General features: G+C 37.6%; 20 protein-coding genes. 16 read left to right on the forward strand and 4 right to left on the reverse strand.

Annotation, left to right across the window (positions count from 1 at the left end):
* The first annotated feature begins 191 nt into the window (after positions 1–191).
* On the forward strand, positions 192–851 hold the full coding sequence (locus ABD005_RS14340; protein ID WP_215980383.1) for a substrate-binding periplasmic protein: 660 nt from the start codon (positions 192–194) through the stop codon (positions 849–851).
* Between the two features lie 41 nt (positions 852–892).
* Here ABD005_RS14340 and cmoB read toward each other — a convergent pair whose 3' ends face one another.
* Both cmoB and cmoA read right to left on the reverse strand, forming a co-directional pair.
* A complete protein-coding gene (gene cmoB, locus ABD005_RS14345) occupies positions 893–1,861 on the reverse strand; it encodes a tRNA 5-methoxyuridine(34)/uridine 5-oxyacetic acid(34) synthase CmoB (protein WP_343818271.1) in 969 nt (322 codons plus the stop codon).
* A 63-nt stretch (positions 1,862–1,924) separates the two neighbouring features.
* On the reverse strand, positions 1,925–2,659 hold the full coding sequence (gene cmoA, locus ABD005_RS14350) for a carboxy-S-adenosyl-L-methionine synthase CmoA (RefSeq protein WP_343818273.1): 735 nt from the start codon (positions 2,657–2,659) through the stop codon (positions 1,925–1,927).
* A 74-nt stretch (positions 2,660–2,733) separates the two neighbouring features.
* On the opposite strand from cmoA, the gene ABD005_RS14355 reads away from it, so the two are divergent.
* From ABD005_RS14355 to ruvB, 5 genes are all read left to right on the forward strand, one after another.
* Positions 2,734–5,640 carry a transporter substrate-binding domain-containing protein gene (locus ABD005_RS14355; RefSeq protein ID WP_343818275.1) on the forward strand — a complete coding sequence of 969 codons (2,907 nt, stop codon included), beginning with the start codon at positions 2,734–2,736 and terminating at the stop codon, positions 5,638–5,640.
* A gap of 187 nt (positions 5,641–5,827) precedes the next feature.
* The gene (gene aspS / locus ABD005_RS14360; RefSeq protein WP_343818277.1) at positions 5,828–7,609 is read left to right on the forward strand and encodes an aspartate--tRNA ligase; all 1,782 of its coding nucleotides are present in this window, start codon (positions 5,828–5,830) and stop codon (positions 7,607–7,609) included.
* Between the two features lie 142 nt (positions 7,610–7,751).
* Positions 7,752–8,279, forward strand: a complete 528-nt coding sequence (gene ruvC, locus ABD005_RS14365) for a crossover junction endodeoxyribonuclease RuvC (protein ID WP_343818279.1) — start codon at positions 7,752–7,754, stop codon at positions 8,277–8,279.
* Positions 8,280–8,379: 100 nt separating this feature from the next.
* Complete coding sequence (gene ruvA, locus ABD005_RS14370; RefSeq protein WP_215980378.1) at positions 8,380–9,018, forward strand: Holliday junction branch migration protein RuvA; 639 nt, start codon at positions 8,380–8,382, stop codon at positions 9,016–9,018.
* A gap of 65 nt (positions 9,019–9,083) precedes the next feature.
* Complete coding sequence (gene ruvB / locus ABD005_RS14375) at positions 9,084–10,094, forward strand: Holliday junction branch migration DNA helicase RuvB (protein ID WP_215980377.1); 1,011 nt, start codon at positions 9,084–9,086, stop codon at positions 10,092–10,094.
* A gap of 95 nt (positions 10,095–10,189) precedes the next feature.
* On the opposite strand, the gene ABD005_RS14380 is transcribed toward ruvB, so the two are convergent.
* Positions 10,190–10,699 carry a DUF2062 domain-containing protein gene (locus ABD005_RS14380; protein WP_215980376.1) on the reverse strand — a complete coding sequence of 170 codons (510 nt, stop codon included), beginning with the start codon at positions 10,697–10,699 and terminating at the stop codon, positions 10,190–10,192.
* A gap of 95 nt (positions 10,700–10,794) precedes the next feature.
* Here ABD005_RS14380 and ABD005_RS14385 point away from each other — a divergent pair, with 95 nt between their 5' ends.
* The 10 genes from ABD005_RS14385 (at position 10,795) to ABD005_RS14430 (ending at position 21,678) form a co-directional block, all read left to right on the forward strand.
* Positions 10,795–13,368 (forward strand): DNA internalization-related competence protein ComEC/Rec2, encoded by a 2,574-nt coding sequence (locus ABD005_RS14385; RefSeq protein WP_343818283.1) that lies wholly within the window; start codon positions 10,795–10,797, stop codon positions 13,366–13,368.
* Between the two features lie 246 nt (positions 13,369–13,614).
* Positions 13,615–15,399 (forward strand): lipid A export permease/ATP-binding protein MsbA, encoded by a 1,785-nt coding sequence (msbA, locus tag ABD005_RS14390; protein WP_343818285.1) that lies wholly within the window; start codon positions 13,615–13,617, stop codon positions 15,397–15,399.
* A 48-nt stretch (positions 15,400–15,447) separates the two neighbouring features.
* Entirely contained in the window at positions 15,448–16,476 is a 1,029-nt protein-coding gene (gene lpxK / locus ABD005_RS14395) for a tetraacyldisaccharide 4'-kinase (RefSeq protein ID WP_343818287.1), read from the forward strand.
* Positions 16,477–16,513: 37 nt separating this feature from the next.
* A complete protein-coding gene (locus ABD005_RS14400) occupies positions 16,514–16,729 on the forward strand; it encodes a Trm112 family protein (RefSeq protein WP_215980372.1) in 216 nt (71 codons plus the stop codon).
* Positions 16,730–17,581 (forward strand): 3-deoxy-manno-octulosonate cytidylyltransferase, encoded by an 852-nt coding sequence (gene kdsB / locus ABD005_RS14405; protein WP_343818289.1) that lies wholly within the window; start codon positions 16,730–16,732, stop codon positions 17,579–17,581.
* A 64-nt stretch (positions 17,582–17,645) separates the two neighbouring features.
* Complete coding sequence (locus ABD005_RS14410; protein WP_343818291.1) at positions 17,646–18,797, forward strand: JmjC domain-containing protein; 1,152 nt, start codon at positions 17,646–17,648, stop codon at positions 18,795–18,797.
* A gap of 68 nt (positions 18,798–18,865) precedes the next feature.
* A complete protein-coding gene (locus ABD005_RS14415; RefSeq protein WP_343818293.1) occupies positions 18,866–19,243 on the forward strand; it encodes a hypothetical protein in 378 nt (125 codons plus the stop codon).
* Positions 19,244–19,341: 98 nt separating this feature from the next.
* The gene (locus ABD005_RS14420) at positions 19,342–19,794 is read left to right on the forward strand and encodes a hypothetical protein (RefSeq protein ID WP_343818295.1); all 453 of its coding nucleotides are present in this window, start codon (positions 19,342–19,344) and stop codon (positions 19,792–19,794) included.
* Between the two features lie 79 nt (positions 19,795–19,873).
* A complete protein-coding gene (locus ABD005_RS14425) occupies positions 19,874–20,473 on the forward strand; it encodes a DUF4124 domain-containing protein (protein ID WP_343818297.1) in 600 nt (199 codons plus the stop codon).
* 173 nt (positions 20,474–20,646) lie between these two features.
* Positions 20,647–21,678, forward strand: coding sequence for a tetratricopeptide repeat protein (locus ABD005_RS14430; RefSeq protein ID WP_343818299.1), 1,032 nt, complete (start codon positions 20,647–20,649; stop codon positions 21,676–21,678).
* A 78-nt stretch (positions 21,679–21,756) separates the two neighbouring features.
* Here the strand turns inward: ABD005_RS14430 and ABD005_RS14435 are convergent, their stop codons facing one another.
* Complete coding sequence (locus ABD005_RS14435; RefSeq protein ID WP_343818300.1) at positions 21,757–24,945, reverse strand: HD domain-containing phosphohydrolase; 3,189 nt, start codon at positions 24,943–24,945, stop codon at positions 21,757–21,759.
* Positions 24,946–25,015 lie beyond the last annotated feature (70 nt).

Here is a 25,015-nt window from a genome sequence, read left to right on the forward strand (position 1 = left end):
AACCTTAAACTTGTAGTGATTTCAGAGTCAACGTATATTTATTGAATGTTATACGCTTATATGAGAGCTTATAGTGAGGAGATATAGCTATTTTTACAACCAGATTCGTTGCCTTTTTATGTTTAAGTTGCTGTTTCACATTATTTTCTAGCTCTGTTAGTGCACTAACTCACGTTGAAAGAAGCATAGATTTGTCTGCGGGGTTATCAAAACCTCCTTTTGTCATTGCTAATGATAATGAAAACTCAGGTATTCAACTTGATGTTATTAGAGCTGCTTTTGCTACAGAGCAGCAAGGCGTTAATTTTATTCATGTTCCTTTAGCGCGTAGCTTCTCTAGTATTAATAAGTGGCACTTTGACGGGACAATTACGTTACCAACAACTCATCAGCGTGAAGACGTTTATTTATCTGACCCTTATATTGGTTATCAAAATGTTGTCATTACATTAGCAGAAGATAATATTGAGATTAATGATGTAAGTGATTTAGCTAATAAGAGAATTGTTGCTTTTCAAATGGCGAAAAACTTTTTAGGTCCTGATTATGTTAGTGCCGTCAATAAAGCACAAGATTATCGTGAGTTGGCCGATCAAATGAAGCAAATAGATATGCTGTTTTTTAAACGTACAGATGCTTTAGTGCTTGATATAAGTATATTTAAGTATTTTTTATTGCAGCATCATGGTGATAAATATAAGAAATCTTATATTGTGCATCAGATATTTAAACCAGTTAAGTATGGCGCTGGTTTTAAAAATAAAGCGGATAGAGATAAATTCAACCAAGGCTTAAAAGTGATAAAAGCTAACGGTACTTATCAGAAAATACTTGATAAATACCAACGCTAGCTTTTAATTAGTTATAACTAAACGGCTTCTTATGGTTATCGTTATTTATTAGCAATAAAAATAGCACGCTTAGGAGCAGGGTAGCCTTCTATCGTTTTAGTATTGTCATTAGGGTCAAGAAAGTCTTGGAGCGACTCTGTATCTATCCATGATGTTTTACGCTGTTCATCAAGGGCTGTTACGTCAATATTTACCATACGCACATTTGAAAAACCACAGCGCTCTAGCCAAGCACACATTGCCTTTCCACTGGGTAAAAACCAAACATTACGCATTTTAGCATAACGCTCACCAGGTACTAATACGGTATTTTCATCCCCATCAACAATTAATGTTTCTAATACTAACTCTCCGCCTTTAACCAGCTGGGCTTTAAGTTGGTATAAAAAATCAATAGGTGAGCGGCGATGATAAAGTACACCCATTGCAAAAACCGTATCGAATGCGGCTAACTCAGGAAGTTGCTCAACTCCTAACGGTAGTAAGTTAACTTGAGGATCGTTAATGAAGTGTTGTACTGCGTTAAACTGCATTAAAAATAGTTGGGTAGGATCAACACCAACAACAAATTCAGCGCCAGCACCACGCATACGCCATAAGTGATAACCACTACCACAGCCAATATCGAGCACATATTTCCCTGTTAAGTCAGCAATATGTGGTGCTAAGCGATCCCACTTAAAATCGCTTCGCCACTCAGTATCTATATGTAAACCATGTATATGGTAAGGCCCTTTGCGCCAAGGCTTAAATTTTTTCATTAGGTTTTCAAGGCGTTTGAATTCGCCCTCGGTAAAGTCACCTAATTCACCTACTTTTACTGTACTTTGTAAATCAACAGTTGCCCCGTTTTTAGTTGTTGGTAAAGCATCTAAGGTTTTTTGCCAATGTTGATATTCACCATGTAAATTATTATTATGCCAATCGCTTAATTGAGCAGGTAAGCTTGTTAGCCAGTGGCTTAAACGGTTAGTGGCTATTTGTTGATAAAAAGTATTAAAACGGGTCATAAGTATTAAATTAAGGCCTTAGTTGGTGAATAGCGTTATATTGGAGGTAGTGCTAATTGAGCACTATTTTATTGCAACAAACGAGGTAAAGTTGAAGCACTGAAACCAGGGAGAAATATGATTAAAACCTGCATTTGTTAAACGCTCTGTATGTACTTCAATAGTATCGGTTAGCATCACTTTTTCTAATGCGCTACGCTTTTGCGCAACCTCTAGTTCACTGTAACCATTATCACGTTTGAATTTGTGATGAAGATCTATAAGTAGCTCATCTATTTTATTATCGCCCTTAGCTATTTTCTCAGATAATACTAATAAGCCACCGGGTAACATACCTTGTGATATTTTATTGAGTAACGCTTGGCGTTGTTCTTTTTCAATAAATTGCAGGGTGAAATTTAAAACCACCATAGAAGCATTATTAATATCAATATCTTGAATATTACCTTCAACAATTGTAACGGGAGTTTTTCCTTTAAACGCATCTACATGCATTTTACAGCGCTTCACCATATCGGCTGAGTTATCGACCCCAATAATTTGACAATTATCGGCGTTAACCCCCTTACGCATAGCAAGTGTGGCAGCACCGAGTGAGCAACCTAAGTCGTAAATATTGGTATTTTTTTGGACAAACTGTTGGCTAAGTCGACCTATTGTGTCGATAATAGTGTTATAACCGGGTACTGAGCGGGCAATCATATCTGGAAAAACTTCCACTACTTGCGCATCAAAAGCAAAGTCTTTTACTTGTTTGTGTGCTTTAGAGTAAATTAAATCAGTGTCAGAATGATGCATAGTGTTAGTACCTAGAGAAAATAATGGTTATTTTAACTGATCTCACTGGCAAGGCTATATTTATAGGGTTTTTTTTGAAAAAAATTTATCAATGTAATAGTAAAAAAAGTGCAATCATGCTGTTACTCTTTGTTGCTTTAGGCTTTTTTAGTTTAAGTAAACAATCATATGCACTAGCTACTGAGCCATTTTCAGGCACTGAACTTGACTTATCAAAGCCGTTAACTATTGCGGTTAATCGCACTTCTGCTCCTTATCATTATGTTAACAGTGAAGGAGAGGTCGCTGGTATCATGCCTGACTTATGGCGGTTATGGGCTAAAAAGCAACAAGTTGAGATAGAGTTTGTGGTAATGCCATGGAGTGATACCTTAACCAGTGTTGGCGAGAGCAAAGTGGATATTCATGCTGGTTTGTCTATTGTTGATAGTCGAAAGCAGTATTTAAGATTTTCTACACCTCATTTTCCTATTTATATGTATTTTTATGTCAATAAAAAACTTCATGAGGTTAATAAGATAAATGACTTAGCACCATATACGGTTGGTGTTGTGAAAAACTCAGCACAGCCTGAGATGCTAGCTAAAAGCTATCCGTGGTTACCATTAAGGCCTTATATTAATCGTTATGCTGTTTACCAAGCGGCATTACAAGGTGAAATCTTTGTATTCACAGGCATGGAGAAACTCTCTGATGCTTATCCTGAGCATGATCGACTAACGGGGATGTTTCCTGCCTATAAAACAATACGCTACCAGCAAGGTGATTACGCTGTTGCTGTCGCCAAAGATAACAAAGTATTAATGAGCTTTATTGAGGAAGGGTTTGCTAAAATAGACCCAGAAGAAAAAGCAACGATTGAACGAAAGTGGTTGGGGATTGAAAAAAAGAAAAACAGTTTACTTGTTGCTTTTGATCCGAATTATGCACCTTATATGGCACTTAGCCCGTTAGGAAAACCTCAAGGCTTATTAATTGATATATGGCGTTTATGGTCAAAAAATACCGGCATAGCGGTTGAGTTTGTCGCAAGAGAAATTACTAATGATGTTAACTTGGTTCAGCAAAATAAAGTTGATGTGCTGCTTGCTTATCCCGAGGTAGCTACTCCGCCCAGCAATACGTTATTTACTCAGCCTATTTATCAAGGCAAAATGAAAACTTATATAGCGAAAACTTTTCTTGATACTACTACAGATAATAGTGTTGAAGTAAGTTCGCTAGAGGAGCTTTCTCAGCGTTACCCGAATAAAGTGATTGGTGTATGGCAGCAGAGCTCATTTAAAGATAAATTAAATGAACTCTATCCAGCACTCAATATTCGTTATTTCAACACCGTACCTGAAATACTTAAAGCGATAGAAGATAACGAAATATCGGCAATGATTGGGCTTGAAGATATATTAAGTACCCGCCTTATTCAAAATAACTTACAAGCACAGTTTTACCACATTGAACAACCAGATTTTATGCTTGATTTATCGCCATTAATACATGTGAATAATGCGAAATTGGCTCGTATTATTAATGATGGGTTTAAAGGTCTGGATATCAAAAATCTTGTCGCTTTGGAAAAACGCTGGTTAAACGGTGGTGAGCATTATTACCAACGACAGGCTAAAAAAGTGACCTTAAGCGCACAAGAACAAGAATTTTTAGCGAACTATAAAACAGTTAATTTCGGATTAATTAAAGACTTATCTCCAGTAGAGTCAATAAATGAGCGAGGTGATTTTGTTGGGATTAATCGCGATATTATTAACCTAATCAGTCAGCGCACTGATATTAAGTTTAACTATGTGGCTTATGACTCTTGGCAACAATTATACCAAGCATTATTGGATAATAAGGTGGATATGCTTGCCAGTATTACTCCAACGGAGCAGCGCGAGAAAGAAATATTATTTAGCGAAAGCTATTGGAAAATGCCTTGGGTTATTCTTCATCAACAAAAAACAGGTAAACAATTAAGCTTAAAAGATTTTTATGGTAAGAGTCTCGCTATTGTTAAAGGCTATTATTTAATAGGGATGTTACGAGAACAATACCCGTTAATTAACTTTAAGTTAGTTGATAATCGAGAACAAGCTGTGGTTGCTATGCAGCAAGATATAGTGGCAGGGTTTGTAACTACCATGGCATCAGCAACGCAGTTACTTAAAAAAGAGCATTTAGTACCGTTAATGATCTCAGTAGTAGAAGAGGTTAATTTAGACATAAGTCATTTTGGTATTAACAACCAACTTCCTTTATTACAAAGTATTATAAATAAAGGCTTACTGAGTATTAGCGAGCGAGAAACTCAGGCTATTTACGATGCTTGGTTTAGCGTATCAATAAATACGGGCTTAAACAAAAAAATGGTGATGCAGGTTGCCGCGCAAGTTGGTGTTATTATTTTATTTGTTTTAGTGGTTATTGTTATGTGGAACCGGCGCTTGCAAGTAGAAATTAAACGCCGAGAACAATTAGAAAAAATAATGAAGCATATGGCCACTCATGATGAGCTAACGGGGCTGGCAAATAGAGTGCTACTTAAAGATCGCTTAAATTCAGCGATAGCCTTTCATCAAAGGCAGCAATTAAAAATAGCCGTATTATTTATTGATTTAGATGGCTTTAAAAGTATTAATGACAATTATGGCCATGATGTTGGTGATGAACTTTTACAAGAAGTAGCCTCTCGTTTAAAAGGGTGCGTGCGAGAGTCTGACACTATAGTACGCTTTGGCGGCGATGAATTCGTTTTACTGTTAACTGGGCTACATAGTAATAATGAGGCAGCATATGTTGCCGAAAAAGTTCTGAGGTTAATGCAGGCAGAGTTTACTCTATCAACAGATAGCGCTTATATTGGTTGCAGTATTGGTATTGCTGTTTATCCAGAGGACGGAGTTGATGATAATGAGCTACTCAAAGTTGCAGATACGTTAATGTATAAAGTAAAAGCAGCAGGTAAAAATCATTATATGTTCAATTAAACTCACCTTGCTAATATGTTAAACGACACGATGACAGTTAACTTAAACGTCGATTGACGATAGACGGGTGACATTAACAATCTTTGCTTTATAATATGCGAAAAATTATCATAACGAGCAGTACAATATCTCTATTTGTACCTTAGTGTTCGTTAATTATTTCGATACAAACGTAAGGCAAAAATACATGCGCAGTCTTTATTGTGGTGAGGTTAATGAATCTCACATTGGTCAAGAAGTTACTTTATGTGGTTGGGTTAATAAACGTCGTGATTTAGGCGCGGTTATATTTTTAGATTTACGCGATCGAGAAGGCCTTGTTCAAGTTGTCTATGATCCTGATTTACCTGAGGTCATTAAAAAAGCCAATACCTTACGTAATGAATTTTGTGTGCAAGTTAAAGGTAAAGTACGTGCTCGTCCAGAAGGGCAAATCAATAAAGGCATGAAAACGGGCGGTATTGAAGTTCTCGGTTTAGAGCTAACCATTTTAAATAAATCGGCACCATTACCACTTGATCCAAATCAGAAAAATTCAGAAGAACAACGTTTAAAATATCGTTATTTAGACTTACGCCGTAGTGAAATGACGGATCGTTTGCGTTTTCGCGCAAAGGTAACATCAGCGGTTCGTTCATCACTTGAATCACAAGGCTTTCTAGACATTGAAACGCCAATTTTGACAGCGGCAACTCCAGAAGGCGCACGTGATTACTTAGTGCCAAGTCGTACACATAAAGGCCAGTTTTTTGCATTGCCACAATCACCACAATTGTTTAAACAATTGTTAATGATGTCTGGCATGGAGCGTTACTATCAAATCGTTAAGTGTTTCCGTGATGAAGATTTGCGTGCAGATAGACAGCCTGAATTTACACAAATAGATATTGAAACCTCATTTATGAGCAGCGATCAAGTAATGGAAGTTACTGAAAAAATGATCCGTGAGTTATTTTTAACCATGCTTGATGTTGATTTAGGTGACTTCCCTCGTATGCCTTATTCAGAGGCAATGACACGTTTCGGTAGCGATAAACCAGACTTACGTAACCCATTAGAAATTGTTGATGTTAACGACATCTTAAAAGATGTTGATTTTAAAGTTTTCTCAGGCCCTGCCAATGACGATAAAGGTCGTGTTGCCGTTATTTGTGTACCTGATGGAGCATCGAAATTTTCACGTAAAGGTCTTGACGAATTAACTAAATTTGTTGGCATTTACGGCGCTAAAGGTATGCCTTGGTTAAAAGTAAATGATCGAGATGCTGGTCTTGAAGGTTTACAGTCACCTATCTTGAAATTCTTAACTGAAGAAGCAGTTAACACTTTATTAGATCGCGTTAACGCCAAAACAGGGGATATTATTTTCTTTGGCTCTGATACTTATAATGTGGTAACAGAATCATTAGGTGCTTTACGTTTGAAGTTAGGTGAAGACTTAGATTTATTACAAGGTGAATGGAAACCATTATGGGTTGTTGACTTCCCGATGTTTGAAGAGGTTGATGGTCATATGCATGCTATCCATCACCCATTTACAGCACCTACTAATTTAACCGCAGCAGAATTAGAGGCTAACCCTGTTGGCGCTTTATCTGATGCTTACGACATGGTATTAAACGGTTGTGAATTAGGTGGTGGTTCGGTACGTATTCATAATCAAGATATGCAAGCAGCAGTTTTTAGAATTTTAGGTATTAGCGACGAAGAAGCTCAAGAGAAATTTGGTTTCTTACTTGAAGCACTACAATATGGTGCGCCGCCACACGCAGGTTTAGCGTTTGGTTTAGACCGTTTAGTGATGTTAATGACGGGGGCTTCATCAATTCGTGATGTTATGGCTTTCCCTAAAACAACAACTGCAGCGTGTCCATTAACTAATGCACCAGGTAATGCAAACCCAGAGCAATTAGTTGAATTAGGTGTAGCGGTTATCCCAGCAGCAAAAAATGAAGAGCCTAGCGAATAAACGACGCTCCTCTTTAAATAGAAATAAATCATAATTTGTATTAGTCACTAAGACAGTTATGGCAATATAATGCAGCGAGAACATTAAGTTTTAGCTGCATTTTTTATAACTTAAAACATGCCGCTTAATAAAAGGTTAGCCATTGACTATTATTTTAGGGATTGACCCTGGCTCCCGTTTTACCGGGTACGGCGTTATCAAACAAGAGAAACGAGGTTTTAGTTACTTAGGGAGTGGTTGTATCAAAGCCCTTAGTCAGGGAGAAGATCTTGCTTCGCGTCTGCAAACTATTTTTGCTGGCGTTTCAGAAATTATCTTACAGTTTCAACCAGACACGTTTGCCATTGAGCAGGTTTTTATGGGCGTGAACCCTGGGGGAGCCTTAAAACTAGGTCAAGCCCGCGGGGTAGCTATTGTGGCGGCAACGAATGTCGGTTTACCCATTGCTGAATATTCAGCACGGCAAATAAAACAAGCCGTTGTTGGTACGGGCGCTGCAGATAAAAATCAAGTACAGCATATGGTTAAAAATATGCTTAAGCTTCCAGGTACTCCACAAGCTGATGCTGCCGATGCTCTCGCGGTTGCGTTGTGCCATGGTCATAGTCATATTAATATTGCGCGACTATCCGGGCAAGCCAGTAAAACAGTACGTGGCCGACTGCGCTAATACTTTAAGAATGATTTATTAAAAATATTGTAGCGTCTTTACTGTATATATATATAGTGTTATTATTTTTTCACTAAAGAAATAATAATAGGTCTTCGTTGTGATTGGACGTTTACGCGGTACTTTAGCTGAGAAGCTGCCCCCTGAAATTTTAATTGAATGTGCTGGCGTTGGTTATGAAGTTACCATGCCAATGACAAGCATTTATGCACTACCTGAACTTGAGCAACAAGCGACAATTTACACGCATTTTGTGGTGCGCGAAGATGCTCAACTACTTTATGGTTTTGCTAATAAAGTTGAGCGTAAGTTATTTCGCTTACTTATTAAAGTGAATGGCGTAGGCCCTAAATTGGCACTAGCAATATTATCATCGATGTCTGCTGATCAGTTTGTCAGTTGCGTAAGACATGATGATGTTAGTGCTATTGTTAAAATACCAGGAGTGGGTAAAAAAACTGCTGAGCGTCTATTAATTGAAATGCGAGACCGCTTAAAAGATTGGCAAGTACAAAAGCCTATTATTGATGATAGTATGCCAGAGCAATTGTTAGCGCAATTTTCAGGTGAAAATGGTTTTGAAGATACCTTTGTTAATGATGAAAAAGGTGATGCGATTAATGCATTATTATCACTAGGTTATAAACAGGCACAAGCAGATAAAGCGGTAAAATCTGTTTATCAAAAAGGGATGGTCAGTCAAGACATTATCCGTGACGCCCTTAAATCGATGTTATAAAAATTGCCATGTGCCAGCTATAAATGATGCTGAGTATAATGAACATAATAGGAAAATAGAGCTACATGATAGAAGCTGATCGTTTAATAGAGCCCATAGCTACCATTGAAGATGAAAGTGTTGATCGCGCTATTCGTCCTAAGATGTTGCAAGACTATACAGGTCAAGCTCATGTAAAAGCACAAATGGAAATTTTTATTCCCGCAGCTAAAAATAGAGGCGAGCCACTCGATCATTTACTTATTTTTGGGCCCCCAGGTTTAGGTAAAACCACCTTGGCAAATATTGTTGCCAATGAAATGGAAGTGAATATTCGTACCACTTCAGGACCCGTATTAGAAAAAGCAGGGGACTTAGCGGCATTACTGACTAATCTTGAAGAAAACGACATTTTATTTATTGATGAAATACATAGATTAAGCCCTGTTGTTGAAGAAATTCTTTACCCCGCCATGGAAGATTACCAATTAGATATTATGATTGGTGAAGGGCCAGCAGCACGTTCCATAAAATTAGATCTACCGCCATTTACGCTAATTGGCGCGACCACACGAGCAGGGGCGTTAACTTCACCTTTACGAGACCGTTTTGGCATAGTGCAGCGTTTAGAGTTTTATAATGTGGAAGATTTAACGAGTATTGTCAGTCGCTCGGCGCACTTTCTTAATTTAAATTTAGATGATGATGGGGCTTTTGAAGTAGCAAGACGATCTCGTGGTACACCTCGTATTGCTAACCGTTTATTAAGGCGAGTACGAGACTACGCAGATATAAAAACTCAAGGAGTCGTTAATCGAGCAACTGCTGCTGCCGCGCTTGATATGCTTGAGGTCGATAATGAAGGTTTTGATATTATGGACCGTAAATTATTACATGCCATTATTGATAAGTTTATGGGCGGCCCTGTTGGTCTTGATAATGTTGCCGCCGCCATTGGTGAAGCACGTGAAACTATTGAAGATGTTTTAGAGCCCTTTTTAATTCAGCAAGGCTTTTTACAGCGAACGCCGCGAGGGCGTATTGCTACCGATAGAGCCTACCAACACTTTGGCATTGAGCGTTCGCCGTCACAATAGCTATTTTGAACTGAAGCTAATCTATTGCAAATGAACTCAAGGTGCTTGGTGATTTAAATAGTAGCTCGAGATGAATTTATTATCCCGAGTTTAGGTTATTTATGACCGCGGCTTTTCCATGCTTTAATTACACTATAACGCCATAAACTTTGAATACCAAAATAGCCAAGCACAGAAAAAACAATGGCTAAAAATAAGCAACCTACAAAAAAGGCAGGCCCAATAGTCGATAAACTATCAACAACCCACTGCCAATTTGCTTCAAAAGCAAATTTTCTTTCGGGTACGGCTAATAATAATGTTCCAACTAAGTAACAGGCATAAAAAATAACTGGCATAGTTAATGGGTTAGTTAGCCACACTAAAGCAATTGAAAGCGGTAAATTTGCATGAAATATTATGGCGCCGCCTGCAGCGAGTACCATTTGAAATGGTACGGGTATAAACGCAAAAAATAAGCCTATCGCAAAAGCTTTTGCTACCGAGTGACGATTTAAATGCCAAAGATTAGGATTGTGCAGTAAATCTCCGAACACTTTTAAATACTTATTATCTCTGATGGTTTGATGATCAGGCATAAAACGTTTAATAGTCTTTTTTGGCATAAATTATCTAAAGTCCTTTAAAGCGCCAATGTCGTGAAATAGTGATTATTCTACTATCCTTTATGTAGCTTAAATACAAAGGATTAAGTTGCACTATGGATTGGTGGCTTATTACATTTTTTATCGGTGCACTATTGTCACTATTTTTACCAATAGTGCCAGCGCTTTTTCAGCTATTTTGTCTTCTTTTGTTCGCATTAGTGTTTTTTTATTATAAACCGTTGCGTACAAGCTCTGGTTTATTGTTTGCAATGTGCTGGGTTTTACTACACGCTTGGCATTATCAGCATCAATTACCGTCTGAGCTGGTGAGCATGATGCACGATAAGCAAAGTATGTTGATTCAAGCTGAAATATTGAATTTACAACAACCATCACAAGTAAATGAGCTGCAAAAAAATAACCTAACTCAGTCTGGCAAACAACGCTTAAGTAAATCACCCGCACGTAAACTGAATGTCAAAGTGTTAAATGTTAATGGTACCACGTTACAACAACATTTTATCGCAAGACTTAGCTTGGCAAATGAAAAAATTAATATGTTTAACCCCTTGGCTCAAGGACAAGTTATTGAGCTGACGGTAAAGCTAAAACCTGCCCATGGCTTGGCAAACCTAGGGGGCTTTAATTATCAAATGTGGCTGAAAAGTCAAAATATTGCGGCAACAGGTTATGTCACAGCACCCAAGAAAATTGTTAGTCAGACCTACAATACAAACCCAGCAGCATATCAGTTAAGCGGTAACGCTTCTTTTCGGCAGCAATTATTTACTCAATATAAAAGTCTTTTACCTGAACATCAGCTCTCACCTTTATTGTTGGCTCTAGGGTTTGGTGAACGTAGCGAGCTCACGCCTGAGCATTGGCAGCTATTGCAAGCAACAGGCACAGGTCACTTAATTGCAATTTCAGGCTTACACATTGGCTTAGTCGCTAGTAGTGGATTTTTTATGGTGATGTTTATTATACGAATATTACCTCAACGTGCTTTGCTTTCACTCGGCGCTAATAGCATTGGATTTCAGCAACGTAATAGCCGTTATTTAGCAGTCGGCTTTAGTGTTTTATTGGCGTTTTTTTATGGTTATTTAGCGGGTTTTTCATTACCGACACAGCGAGCTTTAGTGATGTTACTTTTGTACTGGTTGAGCCGGCTATGTTTTATCAAATTATCACTTATACGCTGGGTTCTAATGACTTTATTTGTTTTAGTTATGATTAGCCCATTTAGTTTATTCACCGCCAGTTTTTGGTTATCGGTGTATGCGGTGGTAATTATTTTTTTTACCTTATGGCGATTTCGTTATTATTTACAGGGGGGTCATAGCTTCATTCGCTTTGTTAAAGGTTTAGTTGTTATTCAATTAAGTCTAACTTTATTGATATTGCCCGTTGCAGCTGTGTTTTTTCAAAAAGTATCAACAGTGGCATTATTTGCGAACCTGTTAGCTGTTCCTTGGATGAGCTTATTTACGATACCGTTAACCTTACTTTCTGTTGTGGTGATGTTAATTGAAAGTTTTTTTGCTGTATTCTTTGTAGAGCCAGTAAGTTACCAGTTCTCAAAAGGGTTGATTTCATTAAGTACAGATTCACTCGCTTTTTTATGGCAATGGCTTAGTTATTTAGCAGACGTTAATTACTCGACCATTAATGTTTCGTTAACAGAGCAAATACTTATAATCTTGTGTGGCGGCTTGGCATTATGGTTTATGTTTTTTAGTCGCACGGGTAGTCGTCCAAGGTTATTTATTTACGCTACTTTACTGGTTAGTGTTGTCTGTTATCGCTTTTTGTTCACGCCTTTATTAAATAAAGCTGAGGCTGCTCAACATAACCAGCAACCGTGGCAAGTTATTATGTTTGATGTCGGCCAAGGCTTATCGCTATTGTTACAGCGCAATCAACACGCTATTTTATATGATACCGGCGCGGCTTATCCAAGCGGTTTTAATATGAGTGAGGCGGTAATATTACCGTATTTGCAATATGCCAATATTAGCGTACTAGATAAGGTTATTTTAAGTCATAGCGATAATGATCATGCAGGGGGCTTATTATCGTTGTCTCAAGGTGTCGCTATTAAACAATTAGTTACTAATGATGCCGGCATTGCTGAACAATTTAATGATGCTAAAAATAATCATACTCAAGCAGTTGTTCGTGAACCAACTACAGTGAAAAAAATAGCATCCTGTCATCAAGGAAGTAGCTTTTCGTGGCAAGGCTTGCGTTTTGATATTTTATCACCGCTAGCCTCTATTCATAATACTAAGCAAAGTAATGATAACTCTTGTGTCATTTTAATTTCAGATGGGAGAGTACGGGTTTTATTGACCGGAGATATTTCAAATAAGGTAGAGAAGCAGTTATTGCAACAATACCCTAAACTTAATACGCAAATATTAGTTGCTCCGCATCATGGCTCGAAAACTTCATCAAGCCAATCATTTTTACAGCAGTTGTCACCTGAAATATCTTTAGTGAGTGCCGGTTTTCTCAATCGCTGGCATATGCCTGTTAATGAGGTTGTTGAACGATATCAAGATATTAACAGTCCGTTATTAAATACCGCTATTTCAGGACAAATTATAGTAACTATTTACAAAGACGATATTACCGTACAAAGCTACCGTGAACATTTACGTCCTTTTTGGTTTGCTAATTAATTAGTTGGTTGTCGAGCTAAATCACGGTAAAATCAAGATGTTTAATAGTAAAAGGCTAAAAAAGCAGTATTAAAAAACAGTATTAACTTTAGCCTAGCCGAAGCTGATTTTATTTAAGCTTAATTCAATTAATGTCGTTTAAGTCGCTAATGTAATTATGGCGCAAATATATGGTAACGTTCTGTGCTAAAAACATTAATAGTAGTGACTAATTTACCTTCAAGTTCCTCAAGAGTATTATAATCAATGACCCAATCTTCTTCAGAGCCATCAGAGCCATCAGAGACATTAACTCTCACTCCTGCGAATACATGGCAAAATTTTAAACGACTATTAACTTACGCTAAGCCTTATAAACTGGGCTTTATTGCGGCAATTATTGGCATGCTTGGCTATGCCGCCATTGATGTGTATTTTTTATCTAAATTAGAGCCACTTATTGATGAAGGCTTAAAAGGTACTAACCCTGAGTTTATGAAATGGGCGCCTATTTTCGTCGTAGTTGCGTTTATTATTCGTGGTTGCTTTCATTTTGTTGCTACCTATTGCCTTGGTTGGGTAGGTAATCATGTTGTTAATGATTTAAGACAAAAGTTATTTGAACATATTATGAGAATGCCTGTTGCCTTTCATGATAAAGAGTCGACCGGCTCACTTATTTCTAAGTTAACTTTTGACACTGAGCAAGTGCTTAATTCAGTAAGTAAATCAATTTTAACTATTGTACAGCAAAGCGCCTTTGTTATTGGTTTATTGGGTTTAATGTTTTATAAAAGCTGGCAACTATCGGTAATATTTTTACTGATTACTCCTATTATTGCCGTCATTGTAGTCATGGTTTCCAAGCGTTTTCGCCAAGTCAGTAAAAAAATCCAAGGTGCTATGGGCGAGGTAACTACGGCTGCAGAGCAAACCTTTAACGGTCATAAAGTTGTGCTTACTTTTGATGGTCAACAACGTGAATCTGAGCGCTTTAGTCAAATTAATAAGCATAATCGTCAACAACGTATGAAGCTTTTAGCAACTAAGGCTGCTAGCGTTCCTATTATTCAAATTATTGCCTCATTTGCGCTGGCATTTGTCTTTTATGCCGTAACGTCTGAAACGTTAAAAGAGAGTATTTCTCCGGGGATATTCGTTAGTATTATTACTTACATGGTTATGTTGCTTAGACCACTGAAGCTGTTAACCAATGTGAATAGTGAATTCCAACGAGGTATGGCCGCTTCGGTCAGTATTTTTGCGGTACTTGACCAAAATAAAGAGCAAGATAATGGCACCAAAGAAATTGTTCGGGCGAAAGGACAGCTTGATTTCAATCAGGTAGATTTTGCTTATGAAGGGGCTGATAAACTTGCGCTTCATAATGTTAATTTAAGTTTAGCACCGGGAGAAACATTAGCTTTAGTTGGTCGCTCTGGTAGCGGTAAATCAACAGCAAGCGCTTTATTGTTGCGCTTTTATGATGCAAGTGCCGGTGAGATATTAATTGATGGCGTTAATATTAATCAGTACAAATTAAAAGACTTACGTAATCAATTTGCTTATGTATCGCAACAGGTGGTGTTATTTAACGATACCTTAGCAAAAAATATTGCTTACGGTAAACCTGACGCCAGTGAAAGCGATATCATTGCAGCAGCTAAAAGCGCCCATGTAATGGAGTTTGCACAAAATATGGAGCAAGGAATTCATACTAATATTGGTGAAAATGGTGCCTTACTTTCAGGCGGACAACGACAGCGTGTTGCTATTGCTCGCGCTTTATTATGTGATGCACCGTTTTTAATTTTAGATGAGGCGACGAGTGCTTTAGATACCGAGTCTGAACGTCATATTCAAGATGCGTTACAAACATTACAAAAGAATCGTACTTCTATTGTTATTGCACATCGTTTATCCACCATAGAAAACGCCGATAAAATTGTGGTGATGGATCAAGGAGAAATTATTGAGCAGGGCGATCATCAAAGCTTACTCGCTAAAAATGGCGCTTACGCACAATTACATAACTTTCAATTCGACTCATAATGGTTATGTGCTTTTATAAACCTTTTTTACACATGATAAATAACTGATATGCGCTTAATTGAAAAAGTATGGTTTCGTGGGCATCCTGCAAAATGGTTACTTGTGCCGCTATTACTGCCGTTAACCTTATTATTTTATTTTATAAGTGCTTTACGACGCGCATTATTTACTGTTGGTTTGAAAAAATCAGTTACCTTAACGGCACCTGTTATTGTTGTCGGTAATATTGGCATTGGCGGCAATGGTAAAACACCGATGGTTATTTACCTTGTTGAATTAACACGTCAATTGGGTTTTAAACCTGGCGTGATATCGCGCGGCTATGGCGGTAATGCGCCACATTACCCTTACTTACTTAAAGAAGATACCAGCGCAAATATTGCAGGCGATGAGCCAGTATTAATTCATCAACGTTGCCAAGTACCTGTTGCCGTTGGTAGCAATAGAATTGCCAGCGCCCAACTACTGATTGAACAAGGCTGTAATGTCATTATTAGTGATGATGGTTTACAACATTATCGCTTAGCGCGAGCATTAGAGCTGATAGTTGTTGATGCTAAACGGTTATTTGGTAATGGTTTTTTGCTGCCTGCGGGTCCTTTACGTGAGGGAAGGTGGCGCTTAAATAAAAGTGATTTAGTTATTTTTAATGGCAGCCCAAATACAGAACTTTGGCCAAGAAAATTAACCACTCCCAATGCTATTATGCAGTTAACAGCTAAAGTTGTGTGTAATATTAAAACGGGTGAACGCATTACGCTTAGTACTTTCGTACAAAACAACCCTCAAGTAAATGCTATTGCTGGTATTGGTGATCCACAACGATTTTTTGATACTTTATCAGCACAACAATTATGCTTGAATAATACGCAAAGCTTTGTCGATCATCATGCTTTTTGTCTTGATGATTTTAGCCATTTTAACGATAATATCCCGCTATTAATGACGGAAAAAGATGCGGTGAAATGTTATGGTTTTAGTCAGGCGCATTGGTGGTATTTACCTGTCGATACTCGCTTTTCAGCAATAGAACAGCAAAAAATAACCGAACTGTTAATCACCAAATTAGCCGTTTAAGTACATTATTTACGTAAACCTATTTGAGAGAAAAATCATGGCCTTTGATACAAAATTAATGGAAATCCTCGCTTGTCCTGTGTGTAAAGGCAAACTTGATTATGATAAAGCTGCCCAAGAGCTTATTTGTAAGTTTGACCGTCTTGCTTACACCATAGATAAAGGGATTCCTGTACTGCTAGAAAGTGAAGCACGTACCGTGCCTTACGAAGATAACAATCAGGCTAACACTTCAAATGAACAAGGTGCATAAATGTCAGTAAATCAAGCCATGAGTGATAAGTCCAAAAACAGTATTACCAACAATGCTGATTTTGTTGTGGTGATACCTGCAAGATATGAGTCATCAAGACTACCCGGTAAAGTATTGGCTGATATTCAAGGTAAGCCGATGATTCAATGGGTTGTTGAAAAGGCGCAACAAAGCGGAGCCCGACAGGTCATCGTTGCTACAGATAACGACGAAGTCGCTGGTGTTGTTAACGCTTTTGGTGGTGAAGTGTGTAAAACCCGAGCTGACCATCAATCAGGTACTGAGCGTTTAGCTGAGGTCATGGCGTTATACCAATTTAGTGATGACGAAATCATTGTAAATGTTCAAGGTGATGAGCCTTTTATTCCTCCTGAAAATATTGCTCAGGTTGCTAATAATTTAGCGAACCAAAAGCAAAGTGGACAAGTAGCACGCATGTCGACACTAGCGATTAATATTACTACGGTTGAAGAGGCGTTTAACCCTAATGCGGTTAAAGTGTTAACGGATAAAGACGGTTACGCTTTATATTTTTCACGTGCGACTATTCCTTATGATCGCGAGCGTTTTTTAACAAGTACGGCCAATACTAATAAAAATATCACAGCGATAGGCGATTTTTATCTACGTCATGTTGGTATTTATGCTTACCGCGCTGCTTTTATTAAAGATTATGTGAGTTGGCCTGCAAGTGCCTTAGAGCAAATCGAAGCGTTAGAGCAATTACGTGTGCTTTATCAAGGTGAAAAAATACATGTTGCCGTCGCTAATCGTCATGTTCCGGTAGAAGGCGTTGATACCCCTGAAGATTTAGCAAAAGCAAGAGCTTATGCTGCTACGTTAACGACATAACTGAGCGAAAGCGCATAGCTAATTCCCGACGACATTTACCTGGCAATATTGATAAGAGAAAATTATGTACACAGTAAATTTAAATGACATGACTCAACAAGAGTTTTTAGACAAATACTGGCAAAAAAAACCAGTAATTATTCGCCAAGGCTTTAAGAACTTTCAAGATCCTATTTGCGCTGATGAAGTTGCAGGTTTAGCCATGGAAGCAGAGGTTGAGTCTCGCTTAGTACATAAAGAGGGCGATAAATGGCAAGCGGCTTTTGGCCCTTTTGAAAGCTATGAACACCTAGGCAGTGAAAATTGGTCTTTGGTTGTGCAAGCATTAGATAATTTCTCAGAAGAAGCGGCTGAAATGATTGAGGCTTTTCGCTTTTTACCGCATTGGCGCTTAGATGATTTAATGGCAAGTTTTGCCACTCCTGGTGGTAGTGTTGGTCCTCATATGGATAATTACGATGTATTTATTTGTCAAGGCTCAGGCAAGCGTCGCTGGCGTGTTGGCGATCGTGGTGAGCATGTTGAGTTTGCAGCACATGAATCATTACTTCATGTAGAGCCTTTCGACGCCATTATTGATGACGTGTTAGAAGCGGGTGATATCGTTTATATTCCGCCAGGTTTTCCTCATGAAGGTGTTTCACTAGACACCTCAATGAGCTTCTCAATAGGTTTTAGGGCTAATTCTGGCGTTAGCTTGATGAGCGCCTTTGCTGACCACTTAATTGATAATGATTTAGGTAAAGCGTTATTAACCGACCCAGATCGCCAAGTGGTAGAGCATAGCGGTGAAATATCTAATAACGATTTTGAAAGCCTTAAGGGACAGCTGCAAGGTTTGCTCGATAATAAAGATGTACTGAAAGGCTTCTTAGGTAACTTTTTAACGGCAGCTAAACACGAATTAGATATTATGCTACCTGATGAGCCGTTTGACTTAACTGAGGTAAGTAACTTATTAACAAGCCATGCTATTAAACGTCTTGGCGGTTTACGTGCTTTTTATTTTGAAGATACCGTTGAGCAAGGCACTTGCTATATTAATGGCACTGAACTTGAGTTTTGCCAAGATATTGCTCCAGGTGTCAAACTCTTGTGTAATCAAAGCATGATTTTTCCTGATGATTTAGGTGACATGGCATATAACGCGGCTTTTGTTGAGTTAGTCGCATTATTGCTAAACCAAGGCTATTGGTATTTAGCCGAAGCAGAGTAGCTCGTTATTTAACCTATTTATTTAAAAATCAGGCTTTGGCCTGATTTTTTCTTTAAGGAATTTAGTTTATGCAGGTCTTTTATAATCTTTATTTTTCTTGTAAGGTACTGTTGTTACTTAGCTTTATGTTGGCTTCGTTTGATGTGAAATCTATCAATAACGAGCAAGATGTTGAAGTAAATAAAAAGATAAAGTCAAAAACTCGCGATATTAGTCACCTTATGAGCAAAAGTGTTTTTATGTCTTACCAAGATGTTGCTGACTTTATTGAGCACTCGCCTAAAGTAACCGTTATTGTACCGGCAGCAGCGCAAGATAAAGCTGAATACGGCAACAATGTAATGAAATCATTAACGGGTACTGATTGTGATCGCGATGGGAAAATGGACGACAATAAAACTTGTAATGCAGTTTATTTAAAACTTTGGCTAAAGTATGGTCGTTAATGAACTTATCATGCTCATTAACGTCAGAAGCATCATTAAGTGATACTTGTACAATATAACTCTATAACTAATCCCTCTTTTAAGGTTAAGGAAGAAAAATGAAAAGAACCACCACCGTTATTATGCTCATTGCTAGTTTATGTTTTGTGCCTTTGGCATCGGCTAATGCGCAAAACTCAGTTAATAACTTAGGTACTTGCATGATCGATAGTTTAAATGGCAAAGAGCGTAAGCAATTAGCACAGTGGATTTTCTTTGCGATGGCGGCTCATCCAGAAATCAAGACCTATTCAAATGTTAGTACGAAAGACTTAGCTGATAGTGATGAAAAAATAGGGGGCTTAATCACTCGTTTATTAACCGTTAATTGTCCAGAGCAATTAAAGTTAGCTAATGCGGCTGATCCACTAGCCTTACAAAAGTCGTTTGAATTAGTAGGGCAGGTTGCTATGCAAGAGCTAATGACCAATGCACAAGTTATGTCAGCACTCACCGGGTATACACAACATACCGATATTGAGAAAATTAACCAGGCGTTAATGAGTAACTAGTTTTAAGGAGCTAAGTTTTAAGTAACTAAGCTTTACCCAATAAATTTTGGCTAAATTATAAAAAGGACTCTGGATAATTATGGGCGTTAATTTGTTTTGTGTACGCAGTATCTTTATGGCGCTATTAGCCGTTATAGCGTTTAGCACCGAGGCACAATCAGTATTTAAGTGTACAGTTGATGGTGTAACCACATTTAGTCAAACCCCTTGTGATGACCAATATGAAACGATTGATGTTGATGTTTCTTCAGGTACTCCAGAGCATCAGAATTCTTCTGCGCGTATCGAGCAACTATGTTTAGATGTAGTTTTAGCAAAAATAGGTAACATCCACCCAAAGTCGGCTCGAGTGACTAAAAGTGAAACGCAATGGCTGACGGATAAAAGTGGTGCTCGACAGGTTATGACTTTATATATTTATGATGAAGGCGAAGCACAGCAGTATTATCATGAGCAGGAAAGCCGCGCTAATACTGTCGCTGAGGTTGAAACAAATAATACCAGAGCAGTTAACCATGAAAATTCGACGAAAAGCCTGTCTTATTCTCCTGTTGCTAACCGTAAAAATAACAATGCAGAGCCGTTAGAAAATGAAAAGCGCTATAGCGCTAAGCCATACCAATGTTTTCTTAATCACGATGGAACAGCACCCAGTAAAATTCAATACTTAGTGCTATAAACAGTACAATAAAGAATGTAATCAAGAACGCAATAAAAAGTACAATACACAATTCAATAAACAGTGTAGTAATTTTTAATTAACATACTGATTATATAAATAAAGCCATTGTTAATTTCTTAAATAAATTATAGGGTAGTAATACAAATAGTTGATATCAAGGATAGATCTCAATGCTTATAAAGAAATTACGGTCTTATTTTAGGAGTGAGCGCAACATTCCCCAGCATAGCGGCACTAGCCCCAATACAGAAGGGCCTGGTAATGAAAATATTTATCACCTTGCCCGTCAACAAAATAATATAGCGGCTAATGAGAGTGTTTGTGAGGGGTATTTATCTAAGCACTCATTAACATCTCAACTGTTACTGTTATTTATTATTATTGGTATTAGTTATTTTGCTTACGTGAAATACTCTGCTTATCAAGATGAAAAAAAACAAACCCTCGCAGTGATAGCATCACCAAAAATAAATGATATCTACTTTATCGATTTTAGAAAACTAGGTGATGAAGTCAGTAGTCGACTTAGACCAACAGAAAAATATCGTATTGCGAAAGTGGTTGATATTACTGGTAATATTGTAACTCTCTTGTACGGTGTTTTTTATTACCAAAGACAACACGCCGCCGTTAATAGTATTCATTATGGTCAACTGCGTTATGCAGAATATTTTGAAACTAAGCGTTACGATATACCTCATCAAGAAATACTGGCTATGCATGAAAGTGAGGCCCTTTATTTAGCAAAAAGGCCTGTGCGAAATAAACTCTACGGTAACTTTGTTAGCCCCATAAAATATAAGTCCACTAGCAGTTTATTTATACTTGGCAAAAAAGAAAATAGCCGAGGTGAAGGGTTTCTACAGCAAAGATATGATGAACTCAGTGGTGAGAATGCTTTCGATGCTTTTCAACAATCCGCTAATTTGGGCTATCCACAAGGGCAAGTTAACTTAGCAACCATGTATATTAATGGTGATTTTGTTAAGCAAGACTTAACACAAGCGCTTTATTGGCTTAAAACCGCTTCATTACAGTCATACAAACCAGCTATTCTTAAATACGGTATTATTTGTAAGCAATTACCAAACTGTAATGTTTTTAATTTTTACCAAGAGTTAGAGCGTTTTGGCGTTAATATTAAAGTAAGAGAGCTCGAGGTATCATCACAAAACTTAGTTAACTCGCCAAAAGATCATTAATAGCAGACTAAACTCGAGTTTAGGTTAGTTACTCCAATCAAAAGCACACGCAGCGAAATCTGTAATATAGACAATTATTTATCGTAAATACTTGTCTATATTCACCTCATCGATTTGTTCTGGCTCCATGAATTTATTAGCGTATTCTCTATAAACACCAGATGTTAAAAACAGCTCAAATAAGTCATGATCTATGTGTTGATCTAACGCAAATTTATGCAGTATATCAATTGAAACACTTAATGATTTGGCTTTTTTATAAGGTCTATCGGCTGCGGTGAGTGCCTCAAAAATATCAGCAATAACTAAAACACGCTCAGGAATCGATAAATCCTCAGCAGTCAGTTTTCTTGGATAACCAGTACCAATGAGAGTTTCATGATGGGTTGATGCATAACGAGGGACATTAGCTAGCTCTGGCGGGAAAGGTAGCTGTTCTAACATTTTAATAGTCCCAATAATATGTTCATTAATTTTATAACGATCTTCTGCAGTTAAAGTACCTCGTGAAATCGATAAGTTATATAACTCTCCTAAATTATATTGATTTTCAGGTACCGCCATTTTAATGCCTAAGTGCTTATCGTACGTTGGGGTAAGAGTTCTAGTCGTTATATGTTCAGCTTTATCGTTAAGTAGCTTTTCTCTCACGGGAAGTGTACTTTTAGCTCTTGGAGAAATTGTTGCTAAATGCTCTTCCTCAACGGGAGATAGCCCTATGCGATCATCAAAGTTTCGCTGCCAAGTGATAGTTGATAATTGCTTGAGCCGCTCAACTTTATCATCGCTCATAAACTCCCCACCAACATTTGATGTGGCAATAAAGGTAAAGTCGTTTTGTAGTGTGTTTTGTTGCTCAAGCAACTTAGCATTGAGCTGCTCTTTATTGTCAGGGGACTCGATTAATGCTTGATAATAGCGTATTTCTGCATCTCGCCATAACACCTCAAAGCGCATTCTAACTTCATGAATACGATTGTATATACACTCAAGCTTTGAGCCTTTATCAACAATATGCTCAGGCGTTATTATTTTCCCGCAATCGTGTAACCAAGCGGCAATTTTAAACTCGCGATATTGTGCTGGTGTTTCAAAATTAAAGCTATTGAATACTGAGCCTGTATCAGCAGCTGCTGCGTCAGCAAGCATAAACCCCAGCTCAGGTACTCTATTACAGTGTCCGCCAGTATAAGGAGACTTTTCATCAATAGTATTAGCAATAAGTTGAATAAATGAGTCCATCAGCTCTTCTTGCTTTTTTTCGTGTTCTTTAATTGCGCTTGCCATATCTACTAATGAAAGTGCTAATGCATCAATCTCCTTAATATGACTAACCACACGATTAACCTGATCATATTGGCGATTTTTAATCTTATCATTTTCAATGGCGAGTATTTTAATCGGGTGAACGATTGGACTAGAAAAAAACCAGCTAATAGGCAAAATCAACAATAAACACAGGGTAGTAATAATGATCGATACTTTTACTTTATCAATGCTTGAGGCAAAAATAGTGGTACTAGGTACTATAATTGCTAAAAATTCAGTTTCAGCCTGATTAACCGGCATTAAATAAATAAAGCTATCAACCTCTTTAATTGTAATAGGTAATAGTTTGCCAAAAGTTTCAGGCTCTTTGGCTAATTGTAATAACTCAGCATAAGGCACAACCGCTAGTTCCGAGCTTGTTGAGTTAATGGCATCGAGACTGAGCCACTTTTGAGCGAGTGCTAATTTTTGTTCGGGTGTTATTGCTGCGATGGCGCGGTTGATAATGGCCATTAATGCTGTTTCAGAGTGTTTTAAAACAAAATGCAATGAGGGAGTTACCGTGGCAGGTAAAAAGTTAATATTCTGATGATATTGAATATTATTAATAAAGAATTGCTTTTGAATATAACGGAAAACGGCTTCGTTATCTAAGCCTGCGAACACCTCATTACGTGATACCGCATTTAACACTGCTTTAGTTGAAGGGTATAGAACAATTTCAATATTAGGGAAATACTGCTCTATCGTGCTGATAATTGACCAGCCATCAGGTATGGCTAATTTTTTGCCATTTAACTGCGCTATATTGTTAATTACAGCGTTGTTTTCTGATGTAATAATAGCAAAAGGAAGCTCAAGAAAACTTGAGGAGAGTAGTCCTTTTTTTTGGTTAATAGGGTTATTAAAAACAGGTTGTAATATATCAATACTACCACTTTCAAAGCCGTAGACTAATTCAGGCCAAGTAAAGCCATTAACATACTCAAAGTTTAAACCTGTCATTTGGTTTATTAAGGTTAAGGCGTCAATACTATAACCGTAAGGGGTTCCCGCTATAGAAAAATCGACAGGTGCCCAGTCAAATTCGTTAGAAACTTTTAAGGAGGGGGTATTGTTAATCAGTATTTTTTCTTCAGGAGTGAGTGTTATCTTAGGTGAATTTTTTAAAGCATTTTGTGTTTGTTTTTTTTGATTACTAGCGATTATCTCGCCCGTTTTTTGAAATAAATAAATTTCTTTATCGCTAACCCCTGTGTTATTGAGTCCTTGCTCAGTTAAGTACTCTTCAAACGACGACAGAGCAATATCTATGGCAAAGACTGTTTCTGTATTAGGGATCTTTGCTGAGTAAGTTTGCCCTGGAGCTTGCAAATTTTGAAATAAATATGGCTCTGTTTTTGATACTTTTCCCGTTTTTGCATCTTGATACCATAAACGAGATCTTACATCATAATCGCTTGGCTCCTCAGTGATGGCTCTAGAGCTTAAGTCGCTATGTAGATAGTTAAGTCGCCTTTTTCTTTGGTGATTAACATCTGAAACAGTAACGAGCACCCAACGATCTTCTGGTAGCGCATTAAATTGTGAGCGAATAATAGGGCTAGCGTTTAAATTAACCAACTCATAAAAGTCACCATTGCCAAAACCAAGGTACACCGCATAGAAAGTATTGTTATTTTTTAACATTTCGATGAACATTGAAAGAGTTGAACTACTCGCAGCGTTGCCATTTACTAAATCAGTAAATTGAGCAAACATTCGAGTAACATCTTCCGCTCTTTGGTCTACTGCATGTAAGTGCTGAGTAGTATTTTGACTGGTTAATGAAAAGAGCTGGCTCGCTGACTCGGTCGCCATATTTTTACTAAAATGATATTGCAAACTAATGGCAATGGTTGCTGTAACTATGGTGGCTAAGATAAAAATACTAACGACAGTGAATCTTATGGTGTGTTTTTGTATTCTCTTTAAGCGTGATAGCTTAAATAAACGCATAGTTAGTCCTTTATGTATAAGGTTAAATGCAGGCACATTAATAAGTTAGCCTACATAATCGATAATTAAC

This window comes from Colwellia asteriadis (genome assembly GCF_039523295.1).
Taxonomy (GTDB): Bacteria; Pseudomonadota; Gammaproteobacteria; order Enterobacterales; family Alteromonadaceae; genus Colwellia; species Colwellia asteriadis.